Origin of the sequence: Pseudomonas sp. BNK-15, from assembly GCF_047456105.1 — a bacterium.
Taxonomy (GTDB): Bacteria; Pseudomonadota; Gammaproteobacteria; order Pseudomonadales; family Pseudomonadaceae; genus Aquipseudomonas; species Aquipseudomonas putida_E.
Window position 1 is genome coordinate 4005118 of sequence record NZ_CP179898.1, and the last position, 24503, is coordinate 4029620.

The 24503-nt window shown below is 62.2% G+C and carries 24 protein-coding genes, 2 tRNA genes and 1 riboswitch; of the genes, 10 read left to right on the top strand and 16 right to left on the bottom strand.

Annotation, left to right across the window (positions count from 1 at the left end):
* Positions 1–76: 76 nt before the first annotated feature.
* A riboswitch (cobalamin riboswitch) is annotated at positions 77–275 on the bottom strand.
* Between the two features lie 28 nt (positions 276–303).
* The 6 genes from ACMGF5_RS18260 to ribBA all read right to left on the bottom strand — a co-directional run bounded on the left by ACMGF5_RS18260 (position 304) and on the right by ribBA (position 7220).
* Positions 304–1470, bottom strand: a complete 1167-nt coding sequence (locus ACMGF5_RS18260) for a DUF1624 domain-containing protein (protein ID WP_115275267.1) — start codon at positions 1468–1470, stop codon at positions 304–306.
* A gap of 421 nt (positions 1471–1891) precedes the next feature.
* Complete coding sequence (locus ACMGF5_RS18265; protein WP_115275266.1) at positions 1892–3040, bottom strand: ABC transporter ATP-binding protein; 1149 nt, start codon at positions 3038–3040, stop codon at positions 1892–1894.
* 19 nt (positions 3041–3059) lie between these two features.
* On the bottom strand, positions 3060–3869 hold the full coding sequence (locus tag ACMGF5_RS18270; protein WP_046787199.1) for an ABC transporter permease: 810 nt from the start codon (positions 3867–3869) through the stop codon (positions 3060–3062).
* Between the two features lie 6 nt (positions 3870–3875).
* Positions 3876–4793: an ABC transporter permease gene (locus ACMGF5_RS18275; protein WP_115275265.1), complete on the bottom strand. Its 918-nt coding sequence runs from the start codon at positions 4791–4793 to the stop codon at positions 3876–3878.
* Positions 4790–5815, bottom strand: a complete 1026-nt coding sequence (locus tag ACMGF5_RS18280) for a polyamine ABC transporter substrate-binding protein (protein WP_046787197.1) — start codon at positions 5813–5815, stop codon at positions 4790–4792. The genes ACMGF5_RS18275 and ACMGF5_RS18280 overlap by 4 nt, the downstream gene beginning before the upstream one ends.
* 289 nt (positions 5816–6104) lie before the next feature.
* Positions 6105–7220, bottom strand: a complete 1116-nt coding sequence (gene ribBA, locus ACMGF5_RS18285; protein ID WP_119688673.1) for a bifunctional 3,4-dihydroxy-2-butanone-4-phosphate synthase/GTP cyclohydrolase II — start codon at positions 7218–7220, stop codon at positions 6105–6107.
* Positions 7221–7298: 78 nt separating this feature from the next.
* Between ribBA and ACMGF5_RS18290 the strand changes: the two genes are divergently transcribed.
* A complete protein-coding gene (locus ACMGF5_RS18290) occupies positions 7299–7592 on the top strand; it encodes a DUF1330 domain-containing protein (protein WP_119688674.1) in 294 nt (97 codons plus the stop codon).
* A gap of 100 nt (positions 7593–7692) precedes the next feature.
* Complete coding sequence (locus ACMGF5_RS18295) at positions 7693–8439, top strand: SDR family oxidoreductase (RefSeq protein ID WP_119688675.1); 747 nt, start codon at positions 7693–7695, stop codon at positions 8437–8439.
* A gap of 10 nt (positions 8440–8449) precedes the next feature.
* On the opposite strand, the gene ACMGF5_RS18300 is transcribed toward ACMGF5_RS18295, so the two are convergent.
* From ACMGF5_RS18300 to ACMGF5_RS18310, 3 genes are all read right to left on the bottom strand, one after another.
* Complete coding sequence (locus ACMGF5_RS18300) at positions 8450–10525, bottom strand: PAS domain-containing sensor histidine kinase (RefSeq protein ID WP_281868622.1); 2076 nt, start codon at positions 10523–10525, stop codon at positions 8450–8452.
* Between the two features lie 101 nt (positions 10526–10626).
* Complete coding sequence (gene mapR, locus ACMGF5_RS18305; protein ID WP_115275260.1) at positions 10627–12036, bottom strand: GntR family transcriptional regulator MpaR; 1410 nt, start codon at positions 12034–12036, stop codon at positions 10627–10629.
* Between the two features lie 123 nt (positions 12037–12159).
* Complete coding sequence (locus tag ACMGF5_RS18310; RefSeq protein WP_046787191.1) at positions 12160–12399, bottom strand: DUF3203 family protein; 240 nt, start codon at positions 12397–12399, stop codon at positions 12160–12162.
* 192 nt (positions 12400–12591) lie between these two features.
* On the opposite strand from ACMGF5_RS18310, the gene ACMGF5_RS18315 reads away from it, so the two are divergent.
* On the top strand, positions 12592–13107 hold the full coding sequence (locus ACMGF5_RS18315; protein ID WP_174141665.1) for an MgtC/SapB family protein: 516 nt from the start codon (positions 12592–12594) through the stop codon (positions 13105–13107).
* A gap of 531 nt (positions 13108–13638) precedes the next feature.
* Here the strand turns inward: ACMGF5_RS18315 and ACMGF5_RS18320 are convergent.
* The 3 genes from ACMGF5_RS18320 to ACMGF5_RS18330 form a co-directional block, all read right to left on the bottom strand.
* Positions 13639–14538, bottom strand: a complete 900-nt coding sequence (locus ACMGF5_RS18320) for a hydroxymethylglutaryl-CoA lyase (RefSeq protein ID WP_039602089.1) — start codon at positions 14536–14538, stop codon at positions 13639–13641.
* Positions 14539–14558: 20 nt separating this feature from the next.
* Positions 14559–14957 (bottom strand): MerR family transcriptional regulator, encoded by a 399-nt coding sequence (locus ACMGF5_RS18325; RefSeq protein WP_046787188.1) that lies wholly within the window; start codon positions 14955–14957, stop codon positions 14559–14561.
* 109 nt (positions 14958–15066) lie between these two features.
* Positions 15067–15945, bottom strand: a complete 879-nt coding sequence (locus ACMGF5_RS18330) for a helix-turn-helix domain-containing protein (protein WP_115275258.1) — start codon at positions 15943–15945, stop codon at positions 15067–15069.
* Between the two features lie 130 nt (positions 15946–16075).
* Here ACMGF5_RS18330 and pobA point away from each other — a divergent pair, with 130 nt between their 5' ends.
* Positions 16076–17263, top strand: coding sequence for a 4-hydroxybenzoate 3-monooxygenase (gene pobA / locus ACMGF5_RS18335; RefSeq protein WP_115275257.1), 1188 nt, complete (start codon positions 16076–16078; stop codon positions 17261–17263).
* 132 nt (positions 17264–17395) lie between these two features.
* Here the strand turns inward: pobA and ACMGF5_RS18340 are convergent, their stop codons facing one another.
* Positions 17396–17578 carry a hypothetical protein gene (locus ACMGF5_RS18340; RefSeq protein ID WP_039604431.1) on the bottom strand — a complete coding sequence of 61 codons (183 nt, stop codon included), beginning with the start codon at positions 17576–17578 and terminating at the stop codon, positions 17396–17398.
* Between the two features lie 155 nt (positions 17579–17733).
* Here ACMGF5_RS18340 and ACMGF5_RS18345 point away from each other — a divergent pair, with 155 nt between their 5' ends.
* Positions 17734–18477 carry a peptidase C39 family protein gene (locus ACMGF5_RS18345; protein WP_046787185.1) on the top strand — a complete coding sequence of 248 codons (744 nt, stop codon included), beginning with the start codon at positions 17734–17736 and terminating at the stop codon, positions 18475–18477.
* 60 nt (positions 18478–18537) lie between these two features.
* Here ACMGF5_RS18345 and ACMGF5_RS18350 read toward each other — a convergent pair whose 3' ends face one another.
* On the bottom strand, positions 18538–19821 hold the full coding sequence (locus tag ACMGF5_RS18350; RefSeq protein ID WP_012313845.1) for an NAD(P)/FAD-dependent oxidoreductase: 1284 nt from the start codon (positions 19819–19821) through the stop codon (positions 18538–18540).
* 201 nt (positions 19822–20022) lie between these two features.
* On the opposite strand from ACMGF5_RS18350, the gene ACMGF5_RS18355 reads away from it, so the two are divergent.
* From ACMGF5_RS18355 to ACMGF5_RS18370, 4 genes are all read left to right on the top strand, one after another.
* Positions 20023–20099, top strand: a tRNA-Val gene (locus ACMGF5_RS18355).
* 160 nt (positions 20100–20259) lie between these two features.
* Positions 20260–20336 (top strand) — tRNA-Val (locus ACMGF5_RS18360).
* 152 nt (positions 20337–20488) lie between these two features.
* The gene (locus ACMGF5_RS18365; RefSeq protein WP_046787184.1) at positions 20489–21061 is read left to right on the top strand and encodes an SPOR domain-containing protein; all 573 of its coding nucleotides are present in this window, start codon (positions 20489–20491) and stop codon (positions 21059–21061) included.
* Between the two features lie 197 nt (positions 21062–21258).
* Positions 21259–21684 carry a bifunctional (p)ppGpp synthetase/guanosine-3',5'-bis(diphosphate) 3'-pyrophosphohydrolase gene (locus ACMGF5_RS18370; protein ID WP_046787183.1) on the top strand — a complete coding sequence of 142 codons (426 nt, stop codon included), beginning with the start codon at positions 21259–21261 and terminating at the stop codon, positions 21682–21684.
* Positions 21685–21697: 13 nt separating this feature from the next.
* Here ACMGF5_RS18370 and ACMGF5_RS18375 read toward each other — a convergent pair whose 3' ends face one another.
* Positions 21698–21940, bottom strand: a complete 243-nt coding sequence (locus ACMGF5_RS18375) for a DUF1654 domain-containing protein (protein ID WP_039602925.1) — start codon at positions 21938–21940, stop codon at positions 21698–21700.
* Between the two features lie 169 nt (positions 21941–22109).
* A complete protein-coding gene (locus ACMGF5_RS18380) occupies positions 22110–23198 on the bottom strand; it encodes an asparaginase (protein WP_046787182.1) in 1089 nt (362 codons plus the stop codon).
* Between the two features lie 341 nt (positions 23199–23539).
* Between ACMGF5_RS18380 and ACMGF5_RS18385 the strand changes: the two genes are divergently transcribed.
* The gene (locus ACMGF5_RS18385; RefSeq protein WP_046787181.1) at positions 23540–24496 is read left to right on the top strand and encodes a sugar ABC transporter substrate-binding protein; all 957 of its coding nucleotides are present in this window, start codon (positions 23540–23542) and stop codon (positions 24494–24496) included.
* Positions 24497–24503: the final 7 nt, after the last annotated feature.

A 24503-nucleotide genomic window follows, 5' to 3' on the forward strand; every position in this document is an offset into this window, starting at 1 on the left:
GAACGCACGGACAGGCATCGCCGCGCCCCTGCAGGCGACAGGGGCAACTCTGATGGCCAATCCCGGACACCCCGCCGGTTGGTGAATGTAAGCCGGCAGGTCTCCTGACTGGTGCGTCATCACCCGGCTCCGGCCTTCCCGGATCGGCTGATCCAGTGGCATCGATGGAGCGGGCTCGGCACCTACAGTTGCGGGGGCAGTTCCGTTTGGCGCGCCTGGGCGGCCTGGGATTCCCTATTATTTCCGTGGTGGAAACCGGCGGCCCGCATGGTAGACCATCAGGCAGCCGGTGAAAACGCTAAATCAGAAGTACTTGAGCCAGGTGATGTCGCGTCGGCGCGCCTTTAGCCTGGCGAACCAGCGCACCGGCAGGTACAGCGCCATGGCCAGCAGCACAGCACCCAGCCACACCGCGCCAATGCCGTCAAAACCGAAGTAGTCGCCGTGATTGCGGCCGAACAGGGCGACGCTGGCCAGGTACATCAGTTTCAACACGTACAGGTGCAGCAGATAGAAGAACATCGGTGCCGCGCCAAACACCGCCAGGGCACCGATCCAGCGGGCTTGCCCTGCGCGCTCAAAGGCGCGCAGCAACAGCAGGCCGCAGCCCAGGGTCAGGGCCAGGAACAACAACGAAGGCGGGTATTTGGTGATGTTGAAGAAACTCATCACGGTCTGGGTAAGCGTCGGGTAGCCGCTCCACGGCGCTTCGCCGTAGCCATTGAGCATGCGCAGCGCCATGAAGCCGAGCAGGGCGATGACCCCTGCCAGCAGCAGGCGGTACTGACGCTGGCCGGCATCGCTGCCACGGGCGAACCAAGGGCCCAGGCCATAGCCCAAGGCAATGACGCCGATCCACGGCAGTACCGGGTAGGAGGTGCGCAGGCGCAGGCTTTCAGAGAGCTCCAGCCAGCCACGGTCATGCAGGATCGCCCACGGCACATGCATCGCCGACTCAGCGCCAAAGTGCAGGCTGTCGAGCAGGTTGTGCCCGGCGATGATCACTGCGCCCAGCACAACCAGCGCCGGGCGCGGCAGCCATACCAGCAGCGACAGGGCGATCATGCTGACGCCGATTGCCCAGATCACCTGCAGGTAGATGACACTGGGCGGCAGCTGGAAGGTCCAGGCGAAATTCACCAGGGTGAACTCCAGCACCACCAGGAACAGGCCGCGCTTGAACAGGAACGCCGAGACATCGCTGCGGCCCTGATACTTCTCGCCGTACAGCCACGCTGACAGGCCAGTGAGCAGTACGAACACTGGTGCACATAGGTGGGCCAGGGTGCGGCTGAAGAACAGGGACGGGTCGGTGGCGTCGATGCTCATCGGGTCGCTGACCTGGCGGTGCAGGAAAAATGTCTCGCGGACGTGGTCGAGCAGCATGAACAGGATCACCAGGCCGCGCAGGGCATCGATGCTCTGCAGGCGCTGGGTGAGCTGGGTGGGGGTGGCGGCGGCACTTGTCATGGAGGGGTCGCAGGCAGGAATGGATGTCAAATGAAACGTTATCTTATAACTATTTCATTTGTGCCGGGTAGTGGTTTTTGCAGTGGCGGTTCAGCCGTCATCGCCGGCAAGCCAGCTCCTACTGGGTTTGCGCTGAGCTCGAGAGCAGCGGGGTCCCTGTGTGGCCGGCTTGCCGGCGATGAGGCCAATACAGTCAGCTCAAATCAGAAGCTGTAAGCCACCGTCGCCAAGTGCGACTGCGGCACGCAGTCGCCTCCAGGTACAAACACCACGGGCTTGAGAGGGCAGCGCCGGACTTGTCGTGGCCCCCGACGCACCGGCTCCCGTTTCACCCCGCGCGCGGCGGCGCAGGATGCCTGAAACTGGCGCGCGTATGACTATTGGGCGGGATGCGCGTCAACCATTTACCTGCTGCTGCTGCTCAGTGCGCGCCGGCCGACTTGCTCAGGTCGCTTTGCGCCCATTCGGTGTAGATGCAGGCATCTGCAACCGCCCAGCGGACCTTCACGGTGTCTCCGGGCTGCATGGACATACCCGCAGCCGACAGTGCTTTCACGGTCAGTTCAGTACCGCCCGGGGTCATTACATGGCAGGTCTGGCTTTCGCCGAGGAACAGCACTTCGCCAACCTTGGCAAGCACTTCGTTCCAGCCCGCTGGCAACGGCTCGCGTGCAGCCTGGTCGGCGGTGAGTGCCAGGGCCTTTTCCGGGCGTACCATGATCAGCGCATCTTGGCCTGCCGCCAGGCCAGGCGTCAGGCGGATCGCCACTGGCTGGCCTTCGAAACTGCCGGCACCGTTGCTGCTGGCCGTGATGCGCAGGAAGTTGGAGTTGCCCAGGAACGAGGCGACAAAGGCGTTGGGCGGGTTCTGGTAGAGGTCATAGCCGGTGCCCAGGCCGACGATCTTGCCGTGGCTGAAGATGGCGATGCGCTGGGACAGGCGCATGGCTTCTTCCTGGTCGTGGGTGACGTAGACGATGGTGATGCCCAGCCGGCGGTGCAGCTGGCGCAGTTCATCCTGCAGGTCTTCGCGCAGTTTCTTGTCCAGCGCGCCGAGTGGCTCGTCCATCAGCAGGATGCGTGGTTCGTACACCAGGGCGCGGGCAATCGCCACACGCTGTTGCTGGCCGCCCGACATCTGCGAGGGTTTGCGGTGGGCGAACGCCTCCAGTTGTACCAGCTTGAGCATGGCGTCGACCCGCTTCTTGGTTTCTGCCGCGCCGAGCTTGCGGATGGCCAAGGGGAAGGCGATGTTGTCACGCACATTCAGGTGCGGGAACAGCGAGTAACGCTGGAACACCATGCCGATGTCGCGCTTGTGCGGTGGCACATTCACCAGCGACTGGCCCTCGACCAGAATCTCGCCGCTGCTGGGCGTCTCGAACCCGGCCAGCATCGACAGGGTGGTGGACTTGCCCGAGCCGCTGGAGCCGAGGAAGGTGAGAAACTCGCCGTCCTGGATTTCCAGGTCGAGATTATCCACGGCGGTGAAGTCACCGTAATGCTTGTTCAGGCCGCGCAGGCTGACCAGGGTCTTGTTGTGCGCGTTGTCTTTGATCACTGCACTCATTGTTGTTTTCTCCGGGCGCTCAGGCGTTCGTTTCGGTGCGCCGGCGCAAGGCGGCGGCAATGACCATGACCATCAGCGACAGGCCGATCAGCAGCGTCGAGGCGACGGCGATCACCGGGCTCAGGTCCTGGCGCAGGGTGGTCCACATCTTCACGGGCAAGGTTTGCAGGTCGGGGCTGGCCATCATCACGCTCAGTACCACCTCGTCCCACGAAACCAGGAAGGCAAACAGGCCGCCGGCGATCATCCCCGGGCGAATGGCCGGGAAGGTCACCTTGAAGATCGCCTGCAGGCGCGAGGCACCGCAGATCACCGCGGCATCCTCGATCGACTGGTCGAACAGCTTGAGCGAGTTGATGATCGAAATGATGGTGAAGGGCAGGGCGACGATCACGTGGCTGACCACGAAGGCGAACAGCGTGCCGGTATAGCCGAGCTTCAGAAACAGTGCATACACCGCCACGGCAATGATCACCAACGGCACGATCATGGGCATGGTGAACAGCCCATAGAGCATTTCGCGGCCGGGGAAGCGGCCACGCACCAGGGCGAATGCAGTAGGCAGGCCCAGCAGCACGGCGGCGATGGTGGTCAGCACGGCGACCTTGAAGCTGGCCAGGGCGGCGTCCATCCACTCCGGGTTGGCGAAGAACTGCGCATACCACTTGAAGGTCCAGCCTGGTGGCGGGAAGACCAGCCACTGCGATGAGCCGAACGACAGCAGGATGATGAACACTACCGGCAGCAGCAGGAAGGCCGCAATCACGCCGGTGGTCAGGTACAGGCCCGTGCGCAGCGGGCGCCCCATGGCATTGGGAGACAGAAGCATGGCGGTTTACCTCGCGTTGCCGACCGGTGATTCCGGTTGCAGCTTCAGGTACAGGTAGAAGAGCACCAGGGTGATGACCACCAGCAGTGCGGCGGCAGCGCTGGCCAGGCCCCAGTTAAGGAACGATTGCACCTGCTGGATGATGAATTCGGGCAGCATCATGTTTTGCGCGCCACCAAGCAGGGCCGGGGTGACGTAGTAGCCCAGCGACATGACGAACACCATCAGCGCACCGGAGAACAGCCCCGAGCGGCACAGTGGCAGGAACACCTTCCAGAAGTTGGTCCAGGGGCTTGCGCCGCAGATGGAGCCGGCCTGCAGGACCATCGGGTCGATGGCGTGCATGGTCGCCTGCAGCGGCAGCACGATGAACGGGATCATGATGTAGCTCATGCCGATCACCACGCCGGTCAGGTTGTGCACCATTTCCAGCGGGGCATCGATGATGCCCAGCGCCATCAACGCCTTGTTGATCACCCCCGAACCCTGCAGCAGCACCAGCCACGAATAGGTACGCGCCAGCAGGCTGGTCCACATCGACAACAGCACGATGTTCAGCAACCAGCGGCCCCAGCCGTTGGGCACCAGGGTGATTGCCCAGGCCAGCGGGAAGCCCAGCAACACGCTGATCAGGGTGACGACGCCGGCCACCGAAAAGGTGTTGAACAGTACCCGCGCATACGCCGAGTTGGCGAACAGCTGCTCGTAGTTGCCCAGCCCCGGCACCGGCTCCAACACGCCGCGCAGCAACAGGCCGATCAGCGGGGCGAAGAAGAACAGGCCAAGGAACAGCAGGGCGGGCAACAGGTTGCGGCTGCCCTTCCAGCGCTGGCCGAGGCTCATGCGGCGTGGGGCCGTCCCCGGAGCGCCGGTGCCCGTGGGGGCACCTTGCGCGTTTTGCAGGGCATTGATGGCGACTTTCATTTCACCAACCACTCATTCCAGCGCGCGGCGATGGCCTGGCCGTTCTTGGCCCAGTAGGCGAAGTCCAGGGTGACCTGGTCCTGGGCGTAGGCGGTCGGCAGGTTCTGCGCGAGGTCTTTGTCGAGTTTGGCCACGCTGTCCAGGTTCACCGGCGCGTAGGCGGTCTTGTTGGCGAACTCGGCCTGGCCTTCGGCGCTGCTGGCCTGGGCCAGGAACTTCATGGCCGCGTCCTTGTTCTTGGCGCCCTTGGGGATGACCAGGAAATCGGCCATGACCAGGTTCTGCTTCCAGCTCACGCCCACCGGCGCTCCATCTTGCTGCAGGGCGTAGACGCGGCCGTTCCAGAACTGGCCGAGCGAGGCTTCACCGGAGGCCAGCAGCTGCTGCGACTGGGCACCACCGCCCCACCAGACGATGTCTTTCTTGATGGTGTCGAGTTTCTTGAAGGCGCGGTCCAGGTCCAGCGGGTAGAGCTTGTCGGCTGGCACGCCGTCGGCCAGCAGGGCCAGTTCCAGTACGCCGGGGCTCGGCCACTTGTACAGGGCGCGTTTGCCGGGGTAGGTCTTGGTGTCGAACAGCGCGGTCCAGTCCACCGGCTTGTTGGCGCCGAGCTTGCCTTCGTTGTAGCCGAGCACGAACGAGAAGAAGAACGAACCGACGCCATGGTCGGAGACGAAGCGTGGGTCGATCTTGTCGCGCGCGATGGTGTTGAAATCGAGGGGTTCGAGCAGGCCTTCGCTGGCGGCCCGCAGGGCAAAGTCGGCTTCCACGTCGACCACGTCCCACTGCACGTTGCCGCTCTCGACCATGGCCTTGAGCTTGCCGTAGTCGGTCGGGCCGTCCTGCACCACTTTGATGTTGGTCGATTTGCTGAAAGGTACGGCCCATGCTTCTTTCTGGGCGTCCTGGGTGGTACCGCCCCAGCTGACGAAGTTGAGGCTGTCGGCGGCCTGGGTGGCCTGACATGCCAGGGTCAGCAGGCTGGCGGACAGCACTGCGGTTACACGTTTGCTCAACAGCATGGTTACGCCCTCGTTGCTTTTTGTTATTCGAGGCGGGCTGGTAGTGCGCCCGCCAACAGTATTCGGGGAGCAGCTAAAACAATGTGTCGGTGGCCGTTTGGTGAGTGTAGGTGGCGGCCTGTGATTTTAAGGTCTACGGGATGTCATATTATGGTATTCCAAGATTTTGGCAAGAGCGGGAGGCTACCGGCCATCACTCTTTCTCGCCTCGAAGCTGCAAGCCTCAAGCTGCGAGCTTCAAGTCAAAGCAGATCGCGTTGCGCCGCAGATCCGCTTCAACTTGCAGCTTTCAGCCCTGGGGCTCGAAAGGTATGCTCTGCACCACTTCCAGCTCATACCCCGCCAAGCCCGCATACTTGAGCGGTGGGCCCAGGTGGCACAGCTTGCCAACGCCCAGGTCCTGGAGAATCTGCGCGCCGGTGCCGACTTCCGAGTACACCTTCGATTGCCCACGCTGGTAGGGGCGCAACGGCTGGGTCAGTTGCGGTATGCGCTCAAGCAGCGCCTGCGACGATTCATGGTTGGCCAGGATCACCACCACCCCGGCACCTTCCTCAGCGACCTTCTGCAGCGCAGCCCACAAGGTCCAGTTGGCCGGCCCGGCATATTCGGCACCGACCAGGTCGCGCAGCGGGTCGATCACATGCACGCGCACCAAGGTCGGCTGTTCGCGGCGGATATCGCCCATCACCATGGCCATGTGCACACCGCCTTCGATACGGTCTTCATAGGTGACCAGGCGGAAGGTGCCGTGCACGGTCGGCAGTTCGCGTTCACCGATGCGCTTGATGGTCTGCTCGGTGCTCAGGCGGTAGTGGATCAGGTCGGCGATGGTGCCGATCTTGATGCCGTGCCGGGCGGCGAACACTTCCAGGTCCGGTCGACGGGCCATGGTGCCGTCGTCGTTGAGCACCTCCACGATCACCGACGCCGGAGCAAAACCGGCCAGGCGTGCCAGGTCGCAACCCGCTTCGGTATGGCCGGCGCGGTTCAGCACACCGCCTTCGCGGGCGCGTAGCGGGAAGATGTGGCCGGGCTGCACCAAATGCTCCGGGCGGGCATCGGCGGCCATGGCTGCAGCCACGGTGCGTGCCCGGTCGGCCGCAGAAATACCCGTGGTAACCCCCGTAGCGGCCTCGATCGATACGGTGAAGGCGGTGCTGAACGCACTGCCGTTGGCCGGTACCATCTGCTCAAGCCCCAAGCGCTGACAATGCTCGTCGGTCAGTGTCAGGCAGATCAGGCCCCGCGCTTCGCGGGCCATGAAGTTGATGGCCTGAGCGTCGCAGCGCTCGGCGGCGATCAGCAGGTCGCCTTCGTTCTCCCGATCCTCGTCGTCAACCAGCAGTACCATCTTGCCTTGGCGGTAGTCCTCGAGGAGTTCTTCGATCGTGTTGAAAGCCATGCTGCACGCTCACTGTGAATGGGTGATTATTATGGTATACCATCATACACAAATAGTTTTGCAACAGGAGAGTAGCGGATGAAAGCGTATTGGATTGCCCACGTGGACGTGACCGACCCCGAGCAGTATCAGCAGTACACCCAACGTGCGCCCGCCGCCTTTGCCGCATTCGGCGGGCGGTTCCTCGCCCGGGGCGGGCGCAGCGAGGCGCTGGAAGGGCGGCCAACCCCCCAGCGCAGTGTGGTGATCGAGTTCCAGACCTACGAGCAGGCGCTGGCCTGCTATCGATCCGAGTTGTATCAGCAAGCGTGCACCCATCGCCAAGGGGTGGCCAAGGCAGAGGTGATCATCGTGGAAGGGTTCGAGCCCTGAGCGCGGGCTGATATCGCCTGACCTGTTGTGCTGGGTCATTCCCAGCGGCTGGCTTTTCCCCTATTGTCGGACCTATCTTTCCAAGCGATTTGGCAGGGCCATGGAGAAAGTCATTGTCATCACCGGCGCCAGCCGTGGCATCGGCGCCGCCACCGCCATGCAGGCCGCCCGCGAGGGTTACCGCATCTGCATCAACTACCACGCCGATGACCAGGCCGCGCAAGGCATTCTTGCCCAGGTGCGCGCACTCGGCGCCCAGGCCATCTGTGTGCGTGCAGACGCCAGTGTCGAGGACGAGGTGATCCAGCTGTTTCATCGCGTCGATGAAGAGCTAGGCCCCGTCACCGCACTGGTGAACAACGCCGGCACCATCGGCCAGCAAAGCCGTGTCGAAGGCATGTCGGAGTTCCGCCTGCTCAAGGTGATGAAAACCAATGTGGTCGGGCCGATGCTTTGCGCCAAGCACGCATTGCTGCGCATGGCCCGCCGCCACGGCGGCCAAGGCGGGGCCATCGTCAATGTGTCATCGGTCGCTGCGCGCCTGGGCTCACCCAACGAATACGTCGACTACGCCGCCTCCAAAGGTGCCCTCGATACCTTCACCATCGGCTTGGCCAAGGAGGTGGCAGGTGAGGGGGTGCGGGTCAATGGCGTGCGCCCAGGCTACATTCATACCGCCTTCCACGCCCTGTCCGGCGACCCCGACCGTGTCGCCAAGCTCGAGCCTGGCTTGCCCATGGGACGCGGCGGCCGCCCGGAAGAAGTGGCCGAGGCGATTCTCTGGCTGCTGTCGGACAAGGCGTCTTATTCCACTGGCAGTTTTCTCGACCTGGGCGGCGGGCGCTGAGCGCCACCGCTCACGGCTGCCTGGCCGCCAGCAGTTGATGGACGCACTCGGCCAGCGCATCCAGCTCGAACGGTTTGCCCAGTACATGGCTGCCTTGCAGCAACTGATCGTCTCCCAGCGCCACACTGTTGTCATAGCCGGTGATGAACAGCAGTTCAAGGCCGGGATACTGTTGCCGGTAGCGCTCAGCCACCTGGCGACCGTTGGGGCCGTCGGGCAGGCCGATGTCGCTTAACAGCAGGTCCGGCCGCTCGCTGCCTTGCAAGTGTGCCAGGGCGGCAGCGCCAGTCTCGAAGGCTTCGACCTGATAACCCTGTTCTTCCAGCACCTCGCGGATCACCAAGCGCAGAGCTAGCTGGTCTTCCACCAGCACGATGCGCTGCCCGCCCGCACGGTGCCTATCCAGTGAGCCGGTCTTGGAGGGCAGGGCCTGCTGCACGGGCTGTGCGTGATGGCGCGGAAGGTACAGTTCAACGCGTGTGCCCTTGCCGGGTTGAGAAAGCAAGCGTAACTGCCCGCCAGACTGGCGCACGAAACCGTAGGTCATCGACAACCCAAGGCCGGTGCCCCGGCCGATGGGTTTAGTGGAGAAGAACGGGTCGAAGGCGCGTGCAACCACTTCCTCGCTCATACCGCAGCCGTTGTCGACAACGCTGAGGCGCACGTAGTCGCCGCAGGGCAACCCTAAAGGGCGTGCCTGATCGCTGTCGAGCGCCACATTGTCGCCATGAATGCTGATGACACCACCGTCAGGCAGCGCGTCGCGGGCATTGATGCACAGGTTGAGCAATGCGCTTTCCAATTGTGGCGGGTCGATAAAGGTTGGCCAGAGTTCAGGCGCGAACCGGCTGTGCAGGGAAATGGAAGGGCCGATCGTTCGGCGCACCAGCTCTTGCATGTCGCCCAGCAGCGCCGCCACCTCGGTGGAACGTGGTTGCAGGGTTTGCTGGCGCGAAAATGCCAGCAGTCGGTGCACCAGCGACGAGGCGCGTTTGGCCGTACTGTTGGACAGTTCGAGTAAGTTTTCAAGCCCGGTATAGCGCTGTTGTCGCAGGCGCAGCTGGATCAGTTCCTGGGTATTGAGGATGCTGCCCAGCAAGTTGTTGAAGTCATGTGCGATGCCGCCGCTAAGCTGCCCGACGGCCTCCATTTTTTGCGCCTGACGCAGGGCCTGCTCTGCGTTGGCAAGGCGTTCCTGCTGCTGTACCCGCTCGCTGATGTCGTAGGCGAACAGGTAAGCACCCATCGGGGTACCTGCAGCATCGCGCAGGGCATTGAAGCGCAGTTCATAATGGCGCTGGTCCGGCGGCTGGCCGAATGCACCGGTTGCGGTGAACTGCTCGCCCTGCAGTGCCCGTCGCCACAAGGGCAGGATCGCATCCCGGTCTGCGGCATTGTCACCCATCAGGGGGGGCATGCAGGCGCCGACTACCGGTGTCTGACCATACAGGAACCGGAAGTCCTCCCTGGCCTTGCGATTGACGGCCAGCCAGTGCATGCCGCTATCGAGCACATGCACGTTGGCTGCGCTCTGGTCGATAAGCTCTGCGAACAGGCTGCGCTGTGCCAGGGCTTCGCTGACCCTTTGCTCCAGGTGCGCATTGAGCTGCTCGAGGGCCTGCTCGGTCTTGCGTCGCTCGGTGACATCCTTGAACAGAACCGCAACCTGCCGGCGCTGCGCCGGCTCGACGCGAAAGCTGCTCACTGACAAAACGCGGCCGCTGGCTCGCAATTCCTGCTCGAATTGCAGGGGGGTGCCTGTATGCAGCACTGGACCGTAGCGGGCAACCCAGGCGTCGGCTTCATCAGGCAATATGTCGCGCATTTTCTGGCCGGTCACGTCAGCGATGCCGGCATGCCTGGCATAGGCCGGGTTGACGAGCACATGCACGAAATCACTCAGCGGGCCATGCGGGCCGTCAATGAATTCGATGATGCAGAAGCCTTCATCCATGCTCTCGAACAGAAAGCGGTAGACATCGAGGCCCAGATGCGGGTGTTGCTGCAGTTCGGCTTCAAGCTGCGCGTTACGGCGGCGCAGGGTTGCGATTTCCTCGCGCAGGGCGAGCATCTCGTTCAGAGGCATTGGCGACGTCCGGCAGCGGTGCGTGGCCAGACTTTAACGCGACGGCTCTGGTACGCCTAGCCGCCATCTCGCCAGATTGCGCACGAGTGGGCAGTTTGCCGTCAGAATGAGCGGATGATGCGGCCCAGGGTTTCCATTGCCCGTTCGGCGGTGTCGCCCCAAGGGGTGCCGTAGTTCAGGCGGATGCAGTTGCCAAAGCGGCGGGTGGGGGAAAATATAGGCCCCGGAGCGATGCTGATGCCTTGGGCCAAGGCCATGTGGAACAGCTTCAGTGCATCTATCCGTTCGGGCAGTTCCAGCCACAGAAAGTAGCCGCCAGAAGGCTGGCTGACTCGCGTCTGCGGCGGAAAATACCGCGAGATGGCGGCGAGCATGTTGGCTTGCTGGCCCTCCAGGGCATAGCGCAGTTTGCGCAAGTGGCGGTCATAGCCGCCGTGTTCCAGGTAGTCGGCAATGGCGGCCTGGGCCGGCATCGAGGCGCACAGCGAGGTCATCAGCTTGAGCCGTTCGATCTTCTGGGCAAAGCGCCCGGCGGCTACCCAGCCAATGCGGTAACCGGGCGCCAGGCTCTTGGCGAACGAGCCGCAGTGCATCACCAGGCCTTGCGTGTCGAAGGCCTTGGCGGGCTTGGGCGCCTGCTGCGAGTAATACAGCTCGGCGTAGACGTCGTCCTCGATCAGCGGCACCTGATGGCGCTGCAGCAACGCCACCAATGCCTGTTTCTTCGCCTCGGGCATGCTCGCGCCCACCGGGTTCTGGAAGTTGGTCATGCACCACACGGCTTTGACCGGGTGCTTCTCCAAGGTCTGGGCGAGCGCGGCCAGGTCCATGCCTTCGCGCGGCTGCACGGGTATCTCCACTGCCTTGAGCTTGAGCCGTTCCAGCACCTGGAGGCAGGCGTAGAAGGCCGGTGCTTCGACCGCCACCAGGTCACCCGGCTCGGTGACCGCCTGCAGGCACAGGTTCAGTGCTTCCAGCGCGCCGTTGGTGATCAGCAATTCCTCCATGGGCAGCATCAGCCCGCCGACCATGTAGCGCAGGGCGATCTGCCGGCGCAGTTGCGGGTTGCCCGGTGACAGGTCGGTGACCACCATGCGCGGGTCCATGGCCCGGCTGGCGCTGGCCAGCGAGCGCGACAGGCGCTGCAGCGGGAACAGTTCCGGGCTGGGGAATGCCGACCCGAACGGCACGGTGTTCGGGTCCTTGATCGACTCGAGTATCGAGAACACCAAGGCGCTGACATCCACGTCAGTCGATTCGCTCAACGGCTCCATTGGCTGTGGCTCGCTGAACTGACGCGGTGCATGGGCAGTGACGAAATAGCCTGAACGCGGCCGTGCGCGGATCAGCCCGCGGCGTTCAAGCAGGTAGTAAGCCTGGAACACGGTCGACGGGCTGACCCCGTGCGTCTGACTGGCGTAGCGCACCGAAGGCACGCGCTGGCCGGGGCCGAGCACGCCGGAGCGGATCAGTTCGGCAATGTCATCGGCAAATCGTTCGTAGCGTTTCATGAGGGCTCGGCAAGCAGGGTGAACAGGCAATTCACCCACACTATGGCCCCGAAGCGGTTTTCAGTACAGGCTCAGGCCATGCACCAAAAACCGGATCAGTTGCCGGGCAGTGCTTCTGCCGCGCTAGATTACCGAGCCAGGAACGCTCGCCTTCAAATGCTTTCGGCTGTCCACGGCACCGGCGACGGTCAGCGCGTCGGCTTCGGCTTCGGTGATCGGGACACGCTGGCCTGCGAGCAGTGCCACAGACATGTGCAACTGCTCATCTGTGACGATCTCGATGTCCGGGCCATCGCCTTCGATGCGCAGGTCTTCGCCTATGAGGGTGCAGCGGCGGGTGCTTTCTTCGATTTCGACGGGCATGGGGTGGTCCTCCGGGTTGCGGTTACAGGTGTGACCGCGACCGGTAGCAGGTTGCTGCATCAAGCTGCTGCACGGCACTTTATCGGGTGTACACGGGTCAACCCACAAAGGCGCCCCTGCCGGCCTTTTCGCCTGCATTGCTCGTGAATGGAAGGTAGGGGCAGCACACAGCTTGCGTCTGAGTAACGACCCATGGACCTCATCTGGCAAACCATTCAAGCAGAATTCGCCGACATCACCGAAGTGCGCGAAGTCACCCGGATCATCCTGCGCCTGCTGATGGCAGCCATTCTGGGTGCCATTCTGGGCTTCGAGCGTGAGCACAAAGGCAAGTCCGCTGGTGTGCGTACACATATGCTGGTGTCGATGGGCGCTGCATTATTCGTGCTGGCGCCAAGCATGGCCGGTGCCGACGAGCAGGCCTTGAGCCGGGTGATCCAGGGTATCGTCGCCGGTATCGGTTTCCTCGGTGCCGGCACCATCCTCAAAGGTAATGGCCGCGATACCAGCCACGTCAAAGGCCTGACCACGGCAGCCGGCCTGTGGATGACGGCGGCAATCGGTACCGCTGCAGGCATGGGGCGTGAGGCGACGGCGCTGATCAGCACAGTGCTTGCGCTGCTGGTGCTGGCCACGATGCCGATAGTGGTGGAGAAGGTCGAGGGGCAGGACGAGGAGAAACAGCAGGAGGAGGGCAGGAAGCACTGAGGGGAGCCGAAGCTCCCCTCAAAGCGTTGTTGCCTGCTCTTTTCTTATTATTGAGGCCGGCCTTTTGTTGTTTTTGTAGGCCTGCCTTGGTGTTGCGGGTGACCCCCAACCGGGGTCAAGAGCAAACGTATTTTTTTGAGCGCTGACCTGCTTTCATCCTGGGGATCCGATGCTGACTGCCGCTACCTTGAGGTAGTTTTATTGTTCTGTGCCAGACCGCGGGGCGAACCCCTGAAAAGCGTGTCTACTCCAAAAAAATCTGCTTGCTGCGCCTCTGCCGTGTTGTTCTTGTTATGTCAGAGCCGTTACATGTTGTTTTTATTGGGTATCGCATTTTTTGTTGTTGTTGTACCAAAGATATAGCAGGTGCCGTGCCAACTTTTTAAAACCCTTGAAAATCAATGGTTTGGCCTGATTCGCATGATTTGGGTGCCGTGAAATTCTGTCGAATTGTTTCCCTGTTACCCGATTTTTTGCTGACGGCTGTGGGGGCGGTAACACTCACCCACACATACGTGACAACCGTGTGAATCACTGTGCGCTGCGTGCCCGCGCCACACGAGAGCCGTTGGCCCGGCCCAGCACCTTGCTGATCCGCTGCCCGGCGGCGATCAAGCGGTCCAGGTCGATGCCGGTTTCAATCCCAAGCCCTTGCAGCAGGTACACCACATCCTCGCTGGCGATATTGCCCGTTGCGCCCTTGGCATAGGGGCAACCCCCAAGGCCGGCCACCGAGCTGTCGAACACGCTGATGCCTTCGAGCAGGCTGGCATACACGTTGGCCAGCGCCTGGCCGTAGGTATCGTGGAAGTGGCCGGCCAGTTGCTCGCGCGGCACGTGCGCCGAAACTACCTCGAACAGCCTGCGTGTATCGCCTGCGGTGCCAGTACCGATGGTGTCGCCCAGAGAGACTTCGTAGCAGCCCATGTCATGCAGGGCCTTGGCCACAGGGGCGACCTGTTCGGCACTGACCCTGCCTTCATACGGGCAGCCGAGCACGCAGGAAACGTAACCGCGCACCCGCACACCGTGGCTGCGCGCCGCCTGCATGATCGGCTCGAAACGCTGGAGGCTCTCACTGATCGAACAATTGATGTTGCGCTGGGAGAACGCTTCGGAGGCGGCGGCGAACACTGCCACTTCCTTCACTCCGGCCGCCAGGGCGTCTTCGAACCCTCGCAGGTTGGGCGCCAGGGCCGCATAGGTAACACCCGCGCGTTGCTCGATAGCGGCAAACACGTCGGCAGAGCCGGCCATCTGCGGCACCCATTTGGGCGAAACGAAACTGCCGACTTCAATGTAGGCCAGCCCGGCGTCGGTAAGGTCGTCGACCAGGCGCACCTTGTCCGCGACACTGATGGGCTGGGCTTCGTTCTGCAGGCCGTCGCGAGGGCCGACTTCGACCAGGCGGACTTTTTCGGGCAAAGGCATGGTGGGGTTCCTGTGGCGGGTCAGCGGTTGTCGTTATTGTTCAATGTTGCGGCCAGGGCCTGTTCGCAACGTTCCTGGGCGGTATCCAGCTCCAGTTGCATCTGGTGAATATCGAGCATCTGTTGCTCAAGCTGGGCGCGGCGCTCGGCGATCTTTGCCAGCATGCTGTTGAGTTGCTTGAGGTTACCGCTGCTGGGGTCGTAGAGCTCGATCAGTTCACGGCATTCGGCCAGCGAGAAACCGATGCGCTTGCCACGCAGTATCAGCTTCAGGCTGACCTTGTCGCGTGCCGAATAGATGCGTTCCAGGCCACGGCGCTCGGGGCTGAGCAGGCCCTGTTCCTCATAGAAACGTATGGCGCGGGTGGTGATGTCCAGCTCGCGGGACAGGTCGGAAATGCTGTAGGTCTGGCTGCTCATGCGTGGGCTCGGCGTGGAGTATGGCGGTATCCTGAATGCAGGTTGACGTATACGTCAAGCAGGGTGTTGCGGGTGTGTCGCTCTTTGCCGTCCGTACAGGCATTGCCAATCAATCAGGCTGCACCGAGCGACGATAACCATTGGGTGTCCGCCCACTCAAGCGCTTGAAGAACCGTGCAAAGTAGGTCGGATCACTGAACCCCAGGCTGTCCGACAACTGCCCGATGCTCATGCGTGTGTAGATCAGGTTTCGCTGTGCCTCCAGCAGCAGCCGCTGGTGCACCAGTTGCAGTGCGCTCTGCCCGCTCAATGCCCGGCACAGCTGGTTGAGCTGCAGGCTCGGGATCTTCAGCCGCGCGGCAAAGTCCTCCACCGACAGGTGCTCACGGTAGTGCGCTTCGACCAGGCGCAGGTATTGCCCCAGCAACTGACGGTCACGTTCGTCGCGGTTGCGCGGCGCCTGGCCCAGTTGCTGGCGACGGCTGATCCACACCATCAGTGCGGTCACCAGGGCTTCGAGCAGGGGCGCGCGTGCCGGAGCATGGCCCTGGTACTCCTGCTGCAGCGTGTCGATCAGGCTGCGCAGATGCACACGGTCCTTGCCCAACGGGTAACAGGCAGGCTTGGCCAGCACCCCCAGCGGTGCACCCAGGCGTTGCTCGAGGTTGGCTACCAGCGCGGTGCCGAAGGTCAGCACATGCCCCTGGATATCGGCACTGAAGCGAAAACCGTGCACGGTCAGCGGTGGCACCACCTGGATTGCCGCTTCGCCAATGGCACTGCGCACGCCCTCGATCTCTACCTGAGCCTGGCCACGTTGCACATACAGCAACTGAAACAGTTCGGCGTGCTGGTGCGGTTTGATTTCCCAGTGGTGCAGGCGGCTGCGGGCCGGGATCGACTCGCAATGCAGCAGGTCCGTACCGGGCCATGCCTGGTTTTCGCCATACAGCTGAAACAGCGGGACGCCGGGGAGTGACGATTTCATGAGCGGCTGGCCTGTCCGTTAATCGAACGCTTTTTATAAAAGTGCAGGTTTTGCATCGGATAGCACAGCTATTTGGCCTGTGCTGCCCGTAAAAATGCAGCTAGAAATCTAATAACACGAGAGAACAACAATGAAAACTCAGGTTGCAATCATCGGTGCAGGTCCGTCTGGGCTTCTGCTTGGTCAACTGTTGTACAAGGCCGGGATCGACACGGTCATTCTTGAACGTCAGACGCCTGACTATGTACTTGGCCGCATCCGTGCCGGTGTGCTCGAACAGGGTACCGTCGACCTGCTGCGTGAGGCAGGTGTTGCCGAGCGCATGGACCGCGAAGGGTTGGTGCACGAAGGTGTCGAGCTGCTTGTAAGTGGCCGCCGCCAACGCCTGGACCTCAAGGGCCTGACCGGAGGCAAGACGGTCATGGTCTATGGCCAGACCGAAGTGACTCGAGACCTGATGCAGGCGCGCGAAGCCAGCGGTGCGCCGATCATCTATTCGGCCAGCAATGTCCGGCCCCACGAGCTCAAGGGCGAACGGCCGTACGTAACCTACGAGAAGGACGGCCAGACCCATCGCCTGGACTGCGACTACATCGCCGGCTGCGACGGCTTCCATGGTGTTTCCCGCCAGAGCATCCCCGAAGGTGTACTCAAGCACTACGAATGTGTTTACCCGTTCGGCTGGCTAGGAATGCTGTCCGATACGCCGCCAGTGAACCACGAACTGATCTACGCCCATCACGAGCGTGGCTTTTCGCTGTGCAGTCAGCGTTCGCAGACACGCAGCCGCTACTACCTGCAAGTACCGCTGGATGAACGCGTGGAGGACTGGTCCGACGAGCGTTTCTGGACCGAACTCAAGGCCCGCTTGCCAGAAGACGTGGCAGCGCGCCTGGTCACCGGCCCGGCGCTGGAAAAGAGCATTGCTCCCTTGCGCAGCCTGGTGGTCGAACCCATGCAATATGGGCACCTGTTCCTGGTCGGTGACGCCGCACACATCGTCCCGCCCACCGGGGCCAAAGGCCTCAACCTAGCGGCTTCGGACGTGAATTATCTGTACCGCATCCTGGTCAAGGTCTACCGCGAAGGGCGCACCGACCTGCTGCAGCAGTACTCGCCCTTGGCGCTGCGCCGCGTGTGGAAAGGCGAGCGCTTCAGCTGGTTCATGACCCAGTTGCTCCATGACTTTGGTGAGCACAAGGATGCCTGGGAGCAGAAGATGCAGGAGGCGGACCGTGAGTATTTCCTGTCCTCACCTGCGGGGCTGGTGAACATTGCCGAGAACTATGTGGGGTTGCCGTTCGAGGATGTGGTTTAGGGGCAGTGCATTTAGAGCGCTTGCGATCAAAAAAGAGGCCTGCAGGTTAATACCGGTCAGTTAGCGTTAGCAGGGCTGCTATGCAGCCCAATCGCCGGCAAGCCGGCGATTGGGCCTCGGAAATTGCGAAGATCAATGCGCCTGCGCGTGACGGCGCACCCGATTGACCGGCTGCTGCTTGGCCGGAACCTGCGGTGGCAGGTGGTGATGGTGCTGTGCATGACGCCGCACGATGCGTAGTACACCCCAGAGCATGGCGGCAGCGACGCTAAGCCACATACCTACCAGCATGAGGATTGCCATGGTCAGGCTCATGTCTACCTCCTTCTCTTGGGCCAGCTTTCGGCTCACCCTCCAGATATTGCTTAGTCTAGCTCCCCCCGCGTGACGTTCCATCTATCGCAGGTCTATTGCTTGGTTCGTTTGGTTCCAAGCCCGCACCGGGCTATACCCACGTCGCCTGGCGCCCTATGATCGTGGGTCAAGGCCGGGCGTTGCCAGCCTGGCGCCAGAACAAGCGAGTGTCCATGGTGCAAATTTCCTTCAAGTCCCGGGTTTTCGAGCCACGCCGCCTGATGGTGGCCTGCCTGCTGGCCGCGAGCCTCTCAGGCTGTGCCAGCGCGCCACCGGCCGCCGTCAAGGGCGTTGCGCAGCGGGTCGAGATCAGCAGCGTGCCGTTCTACCGAGGCAACGCCAACCACAGTGGGGCCATGGCGCTGGCGGCGTTGCTCTCGCAGCAGGGCGCGCCGATCACCCCAGGGCTGCTGGACAAGCCACTGAACCTGCCGCAGGGCGCCGAGTCGCTGGGCACCGGCATCCCGCGCGTGGCGCGCGATTACGGCAGGGTCGTATACCCGCTGGACAAACAGCTGGACGCCCTGTTGACCCAAGTCGCTGCAGGCAACCCGGTGCTGGTGCGTTTTCAGGAAGGTTCGGCGTGGTGGAGCGAGCCGCGCTATGCGGTGCTGATCGGTTTTGACCGTTACAAGCAGCGGGTGCTGCTGCGTTCAGGGATGCACCGGCGGCAGATGATGCCCTTCGATGATTTCACCTCGGCGTGGGCGCAAGAGGGGAGCTGGGCGATACTGGTACAGCCGCCACGGCAACTGCCGGCCCAGGTGGACCGGCAGCGCTGGCTGCAGGCTGCCGACGAGTTGGCCCGTGCGGGCCAGGAATTGGCGGCTAAGCAGGCCGTGGACAGCCTGGAAAGGTAAGCCACCCGTACTGGCCTGATCCGCGGCAAGCAGGCGATCAGGCCAGTGCTGGCAACATCATCAGAAGCCCAGACGGTCGCGCAAGCTGTAGTACCACGCACCCAGGGCGCTGAACGGTACGCGCAGCATCTGGCCACCCGGGAACGGGTAGTGCGGCAGGCCGGCGAACGCGTCGAAGCGCTCGGCCTGGCCGCGCAATGCCTCGGCCAGCACCTTGCCCGCCAGGTGGGTGTAGGTGACGCCGTGGCCCGAGCAACCCTGCGAGTAATAGATGTTGTCGCCGATACGGCCAACCTGTGGCAGACGCGACAGGGTCAGCAGGAAGTTGCCGGTCCAGGCGTAGTCGATCTTGACGTTCTTGAGCTGCGGGAAGGCCTTGAGCATCTTCGGACGGATGATCGCTTCGATGTTGGCCGGGTCGCGTGCACCGTAAACCACACCACCGCCGAAGATCAGGCGCTTGTCGCTGGTCAGGCGGTAGTAGTCGAGCAGGTAGTTGCAGTCCTCGACGCAGTAGTCTTGCGGCAGCAGGGTGCGGGCCAGTTCCTCGCCCAATGGCTCGGTGGTGATCACTTGAGTCCCGCATGGCATCGATTTGGCCGCCAGTTCCGGCACCAGGTTGCCCAGGTAGGCGTTGCCGGCGACGATGATGAACTTGGCGCGCACCTTGCCCTGCGGGGTGTGCACAACCGGGTTGGCGCCGCGCTCGATGCGGATGGCCGGGGTCTGCTCATAAATGATGCCGCCCAGCGACTCGACCGCGGCAGCTTCGCCCAGGGCCAGGTTCAGCGGGTGGATGTGGCCGCCGCTCATGTCCAGCATGCCGCCGATATAGCTGTCGCAGGCGACTACTTCACGGATGCGCTTCTGGTCCATCAGCTCCAGCTGATTGTGGCCGAAACGTTCCCACAGGCGCTTTTGCGATTCCAGGTGGCCCATCTGCTTGGAGGTCAGCGCAGCGAATACGCCGCCGTCCTTCAGGTCGCACTGGATGTTGTACTTGGCTACGCGCTCACGGATGATGCGGCCGCCTTCGAAGGCCATGTGGCCCAGCAGCTGCGCCTGCTTGGGGCCAACGGTGCGCTCGATGACGTCGATGTCACGGCTGTAGCTGTTGACGATCTGGCCGCCGTTACGGCCCGATGCGCCGAAGCCGACCTTGGCCGCTTCGACGATGCTCACCTTGAAGCCGTTTTCCAGCAGGAACAGGGCGCTGGACAGGCCGGTGTAGCCTGCACCGATGATGCACACATCGGTTTCCACCTCACCCTGCAGCGCCGGACGTGGCGGCACCGGGTTGGCCGAGGCGGCGTAGTAGGACTGGGGGTAGGGGGTATTGGCCATGCTCGAGAAACCTCGTGTTTTATATTTTTAACGAATGTACCGATGCTATCAATAATAATAAACACCCGCTAGTCGTCCGTTGAAAATCCTTTACTGCTCCTTGGCCGGCGCTTCTCTATAAAGAGGTTAAGATTCAGTAGGTTAGCTCGAAAAAAAGGGTTGACAGCGGTTTTGGATTGCGTAGAATGCGCACCACACGACAGGCACATAGCTCAGTTGGTTAGAGCACCACCTTGACATGGTGGGGGTCGTTGGTTCGAGTCCAATTGTGCCTACCAAATCTCAGAAAGGGCGATCCGAAAGGGTCGCCTTTTTTGTTTGTGGCTTCTAAAGAAGGCCGCGCGCCACAGGTGGGGCAGGCTTCTGAAAGTTTTTGATTTTTTTGAAAAAAACGCTTTACAGGTACGCATGCGGTGACTAATATGCGCACCACACGACAGGCACATAGCTCAGTTGGTTAGAGCACCACCTTGACATGGTGGGGGTCGTTGGTTCGAGTCCAATTGTGCCTACCAAACATCAGAGAGGGCGATCCGAAAGGGTCGCCCTTTTTGCATTGTGCGCGTCCGGTGGGTGGCCGGTATGTAGCAAGGTGTAACGTATGGTCGCGGTCTGTGCCATGGGCCGCCATGCTAGAATCCGCCGCTTCGAAACGGGAGGTACACGCGTGCGCAAACTGGCAGTGGTAATGGCAGTGCTGGCCCTGGTGGGCTGTGAGAACGAGGTCGAAGGTGTGCACAAGCAGGTGGCTGAGCACCTGCACAACCCCAAGACCGCCAAGTTCGGCAACGTGCGGATCGACACCAAAGGCACCATTTGCGGTCAGGTGCGTGGCAAGGACGATGCCGGGCAGTACGAAGCCTACCGCAGCTACGTCGCCGTCAAGGGTGAGGGTGGCCAGTACGACATTATTGTCGACGACAATGGCAACAACCTGCGCATCCGCGAAATCTGCGGCGGCGCCGAGTTACAGCGCCGCGCCGAGGCCTTGGCCGATCAGCCTGCCCCCCAAGGCTGGGATGTCGAGGTGATCCAGGGCGCCAACATGGGTGCATTGAGCGACATGACCGCCCGCCTGATCGAGAAGGGCATCCCGTCCTCGGTCGAATATCGCAATGGCAAGCCGGTGGTGCTGCTGGGGCCGTTCCCTACCAAGGAGGAGGCCGAGGCACGCAAGGCAGAGGTCATGGCCAAGCTGGGCACGGATTCGGTTGTCATTCAGCACGGTGCGCAGCGCTGACTTTGTAGCATGGCCTCTAGTGTGGGAGTCGGCTTGCCGGCGATCACCGGCGCAGCCGATGCCATGCACTGAGGTGCCTGCATAGAGGCGAGCCGCCTTTTCCCGCTGGCTGTGAAAGCGCCGGAACAGACGCCTGTCATCTGTAACCCGACCCGTCTATGCTTGCTCTGTGAGACGGCTGAAACGGGGAGGGCCTCATGTCTACACTGGAGCGGGCCATCGTGGTAGCCACCAGAGCGCATGAAGGGCAATACGACAAAGGCGGTGCGGCGTATATCCTGCACCCCCTGCGGGTGATGATGCAGGTGTCCACGCCCGAACAGCGCATCGTCGCCGTGCTTCACGACGTGATCGAAGACACGCCGCTGACACTTTCCGATCTTGCCCGCGAGGGCTTCACGCTAAAGATCCTGGCCGCCTTGCTGGCCTTGAGCCGGCGTGATGGCGAAAGCTACGAGGATTTCGTCGTGCGCCTTGGCTGCGACCCGCTGGCGCGTACCGTCAAAATGGCCGACCTGGCCGACAATAGCGACCTTTCACGCATCGCCTGCCCAGGCCCGGCCGACCTGGCACGGCTGGCCCGTTATCGGCAGGCCAGCGCCTACCTGCAGGCACTGGCCTAGGCCCCTTGCGCGGTCAATCGTCCTTCGGCACCGTCCAGAAAATCTGCACGCCGCCATCGTCGCGGTGGGCGAGGGTGACGTTGTCGTTCTCGGCGATCTCCTCGAGCAGGGTTTCCCAGTCGTCGGGCGACTCCTGTTCCAGGCGGAAGATCAGGGCGGCGCGGCTACGTTGAGCGATGGGGCTGTTGATGATTTTCTGGATACGCGTACCCAGTTGTTCATAACTGCTCGGCGTTGCAGGGGCGGTACTGGCCACGGGGCTTTTCCTTGTTTTGCTGTATGCGCGTACAGTATTTCACTGTAAGGTATTTCGCAACTGCGTGTAAGGTAAAAAAGCGGAGGGCTGTGGGTGGCCGATCCGTGGTGAGTGAAACCGCGAAAAAGGGCCGGTGTAGCCAGCACACCAGCCCCTTGTCATGCAGCAATCAGTATTCCCAGAAAATCCGCTGCAGCTCTTTGCTGTCCTGGGTCTTGGTCATTGCCACCATGGCCAGGATCCGCGCCTTCTGTGGGTTCAGGTCGTGCGCCACAACCCAATCGTTCTTGTCATCCGGCTGCTCGGCGTTGCGCAGCACGAAACCGCCCTGGTTGACGTGCGACGAGCGGATGATCTGCACGCCATCCTTGCGCAGCTCCTGCAGTGCCGGCACCACGCGCGACGACACCGAACCGTTGCCGGTACCGGCATGAATCAGCGCTTTCGCGCCGTTCTGTGCCAGTGCCTTGTAGGCCGTGTCGGTCACGTTGCCATAGCCGTAGGCGATGTCGACCTGCGGCAGGCTGCTGATCTGCTTGATGTCGAATTCCGAGTTGACGGTGTGACGCTTGGCCGGCAGGCGGAACCAGTACGATTTGCCTTCCACCACCATGCCCATCGGGCCCCAGGCGCTCTTGAACGCTTCGGTCTTGATGTTGACCGCCTTGCTCACGTCGCGGCCTGACTGGATCTCGTCGTTCATGGTCACCAGTACGCCCTTGCCGCGGGACTGCTTGTCGCTGGCCACGGCCACGGCGTTGTACAGGTTGAGCATGCCATCGGCCGACATGGCGGTGCCCGGGCGCATGGAGCCCACCACCACGATCGGCTTGTCGGTCTTCTCTACCAGGTTGAGGAAGTAGGCGGTTTCTTCCAGGGTGTCGGTGCCGTGGGTGATGACGATGCCGTCGACGTCCTTGCTTTCGGCAAGTTCGGCGACGCGCTTGCCCAGCTTGAGCAGGTCGTCATTGCTGATGCTTTCGGAGGCGATCTGCATCACTTGCTCGCCGCGCACGTTGGCAATGCCGGCAAGCTCCGGCACGCCGGCGATCAACTTGTCGATGCCCAGCTTGGCCGCTTGGTACGTGGCACTGTTGGCAGCACTTGCACCGGCGCCGGCAATGGTGCCGCCGGTTGCGAGGATGACCACGTTGGCCAGCTTCTGTTGGGTTTGGGCTTCTTTCGCCGAAGCAGCGGTTGGCAGGATAAGCAGCAACGCCAGGGCGCTGGGTGCGAAGGTCTTCAGTGCAGCATTCATATTATTGTTCTCTCTTCCTAAAGGAGATTTTGCTGTGTCGCACAGGGGGCAAGGCAGTTTTCGTACCATCCTTGGTAGGGCGCTGTAATTTCCTGTATGCCGCTGTGGCTGTGGGCCGGGCTTGACATGAAGAGCGCGCAGGCGGCCCCTCGAATTCGGCAATCCGAACAAACATAGGAAAACCTGTTCGGTTTTTCGGAAGAATCCAAGATAATCTGCGCCAGAAGCAACGCAGCCCCCGGCAGCGAAACGGATTTGACAAAACCTCATCCTGTTTCCATAGTTAGCCAACGCAAACGTTTGCGATCCGATAAAAACCACAAGATTCGGAGTCATCTCCCATGAAACTGCCGTTCCCCGGTCGTCTGCTGGCGCTCGCCGTCATTTCCTCGCTGTCGCTTGCCCTGCCTCTGTCCGCCGCCCATGCCGAAGACAAACCCAAGGTCGCCCTGGTGATGAAGTCGCTGGCCAACGAATTCTTCCGCACCATGGAGGACGGCGCCAAGGCCTACCAGAAAGACCACGCCAACGAATTCGACCTGGTGGCCAATGGCATCAAGGACGAGACCGACACCGGCAACCAGATCCGCATCGTCGAGCAGATGATCGCCACCGGTGCCAAGGCGCTGGTCATCGCACCGGCCGACTCCAAAGCCCTGGTGCCAGTGATCAAGAAGGCCATGGACGCCGGCATCACGGTGGTCAACATCGACAACCGTCTGGACCCCGACGTACTCAAGAGCAAGAACCTCAGCGTCCCCTTTGTCGGCCCCGACAACCGCAAGGGCGCCCGTCTGGTGGGTGACTACCTGGCCAAGGAAAAGCTCAAGGCCGGTGACCAGGTCGGCATCATCGAAGGCGTGCCGACCACCACCAATGCCCAGCAGCGCACCGCCGGCTTCAAGGACGCCATGGAGGCGGCGCAGATGAAGATCGTCTCGGTGCAATCGGGCAACTGGGAAATCGACAAAGGCAACGCTGTCGCCGCCGCGATGCTCAACGAATACCCCGACCTCAAGGCGCTGCTGGCCGGTAACGACAGCATGGCCCTGGGCGCTGTCTCGGCCGTGCGCGCCGCCGGCAAGACCGGCCAGGTGCAAGTGGTGGGCTACGACAACATCAACGCCATCAAGCCCATGCTCAAGGATGGCCGCGTGCTTGCCACCCTCGACCAGGCGGCCAGCCAGCAGGCGGTGTACGGCATTCAGGCGGCATTGCAGATGCTCCAGGGCCAGAAGCCGAACGTGGACGCCGACAACGTCATCCAGACCCCGGTCGAACTCATCACCAAGCCTTGACGGCCAG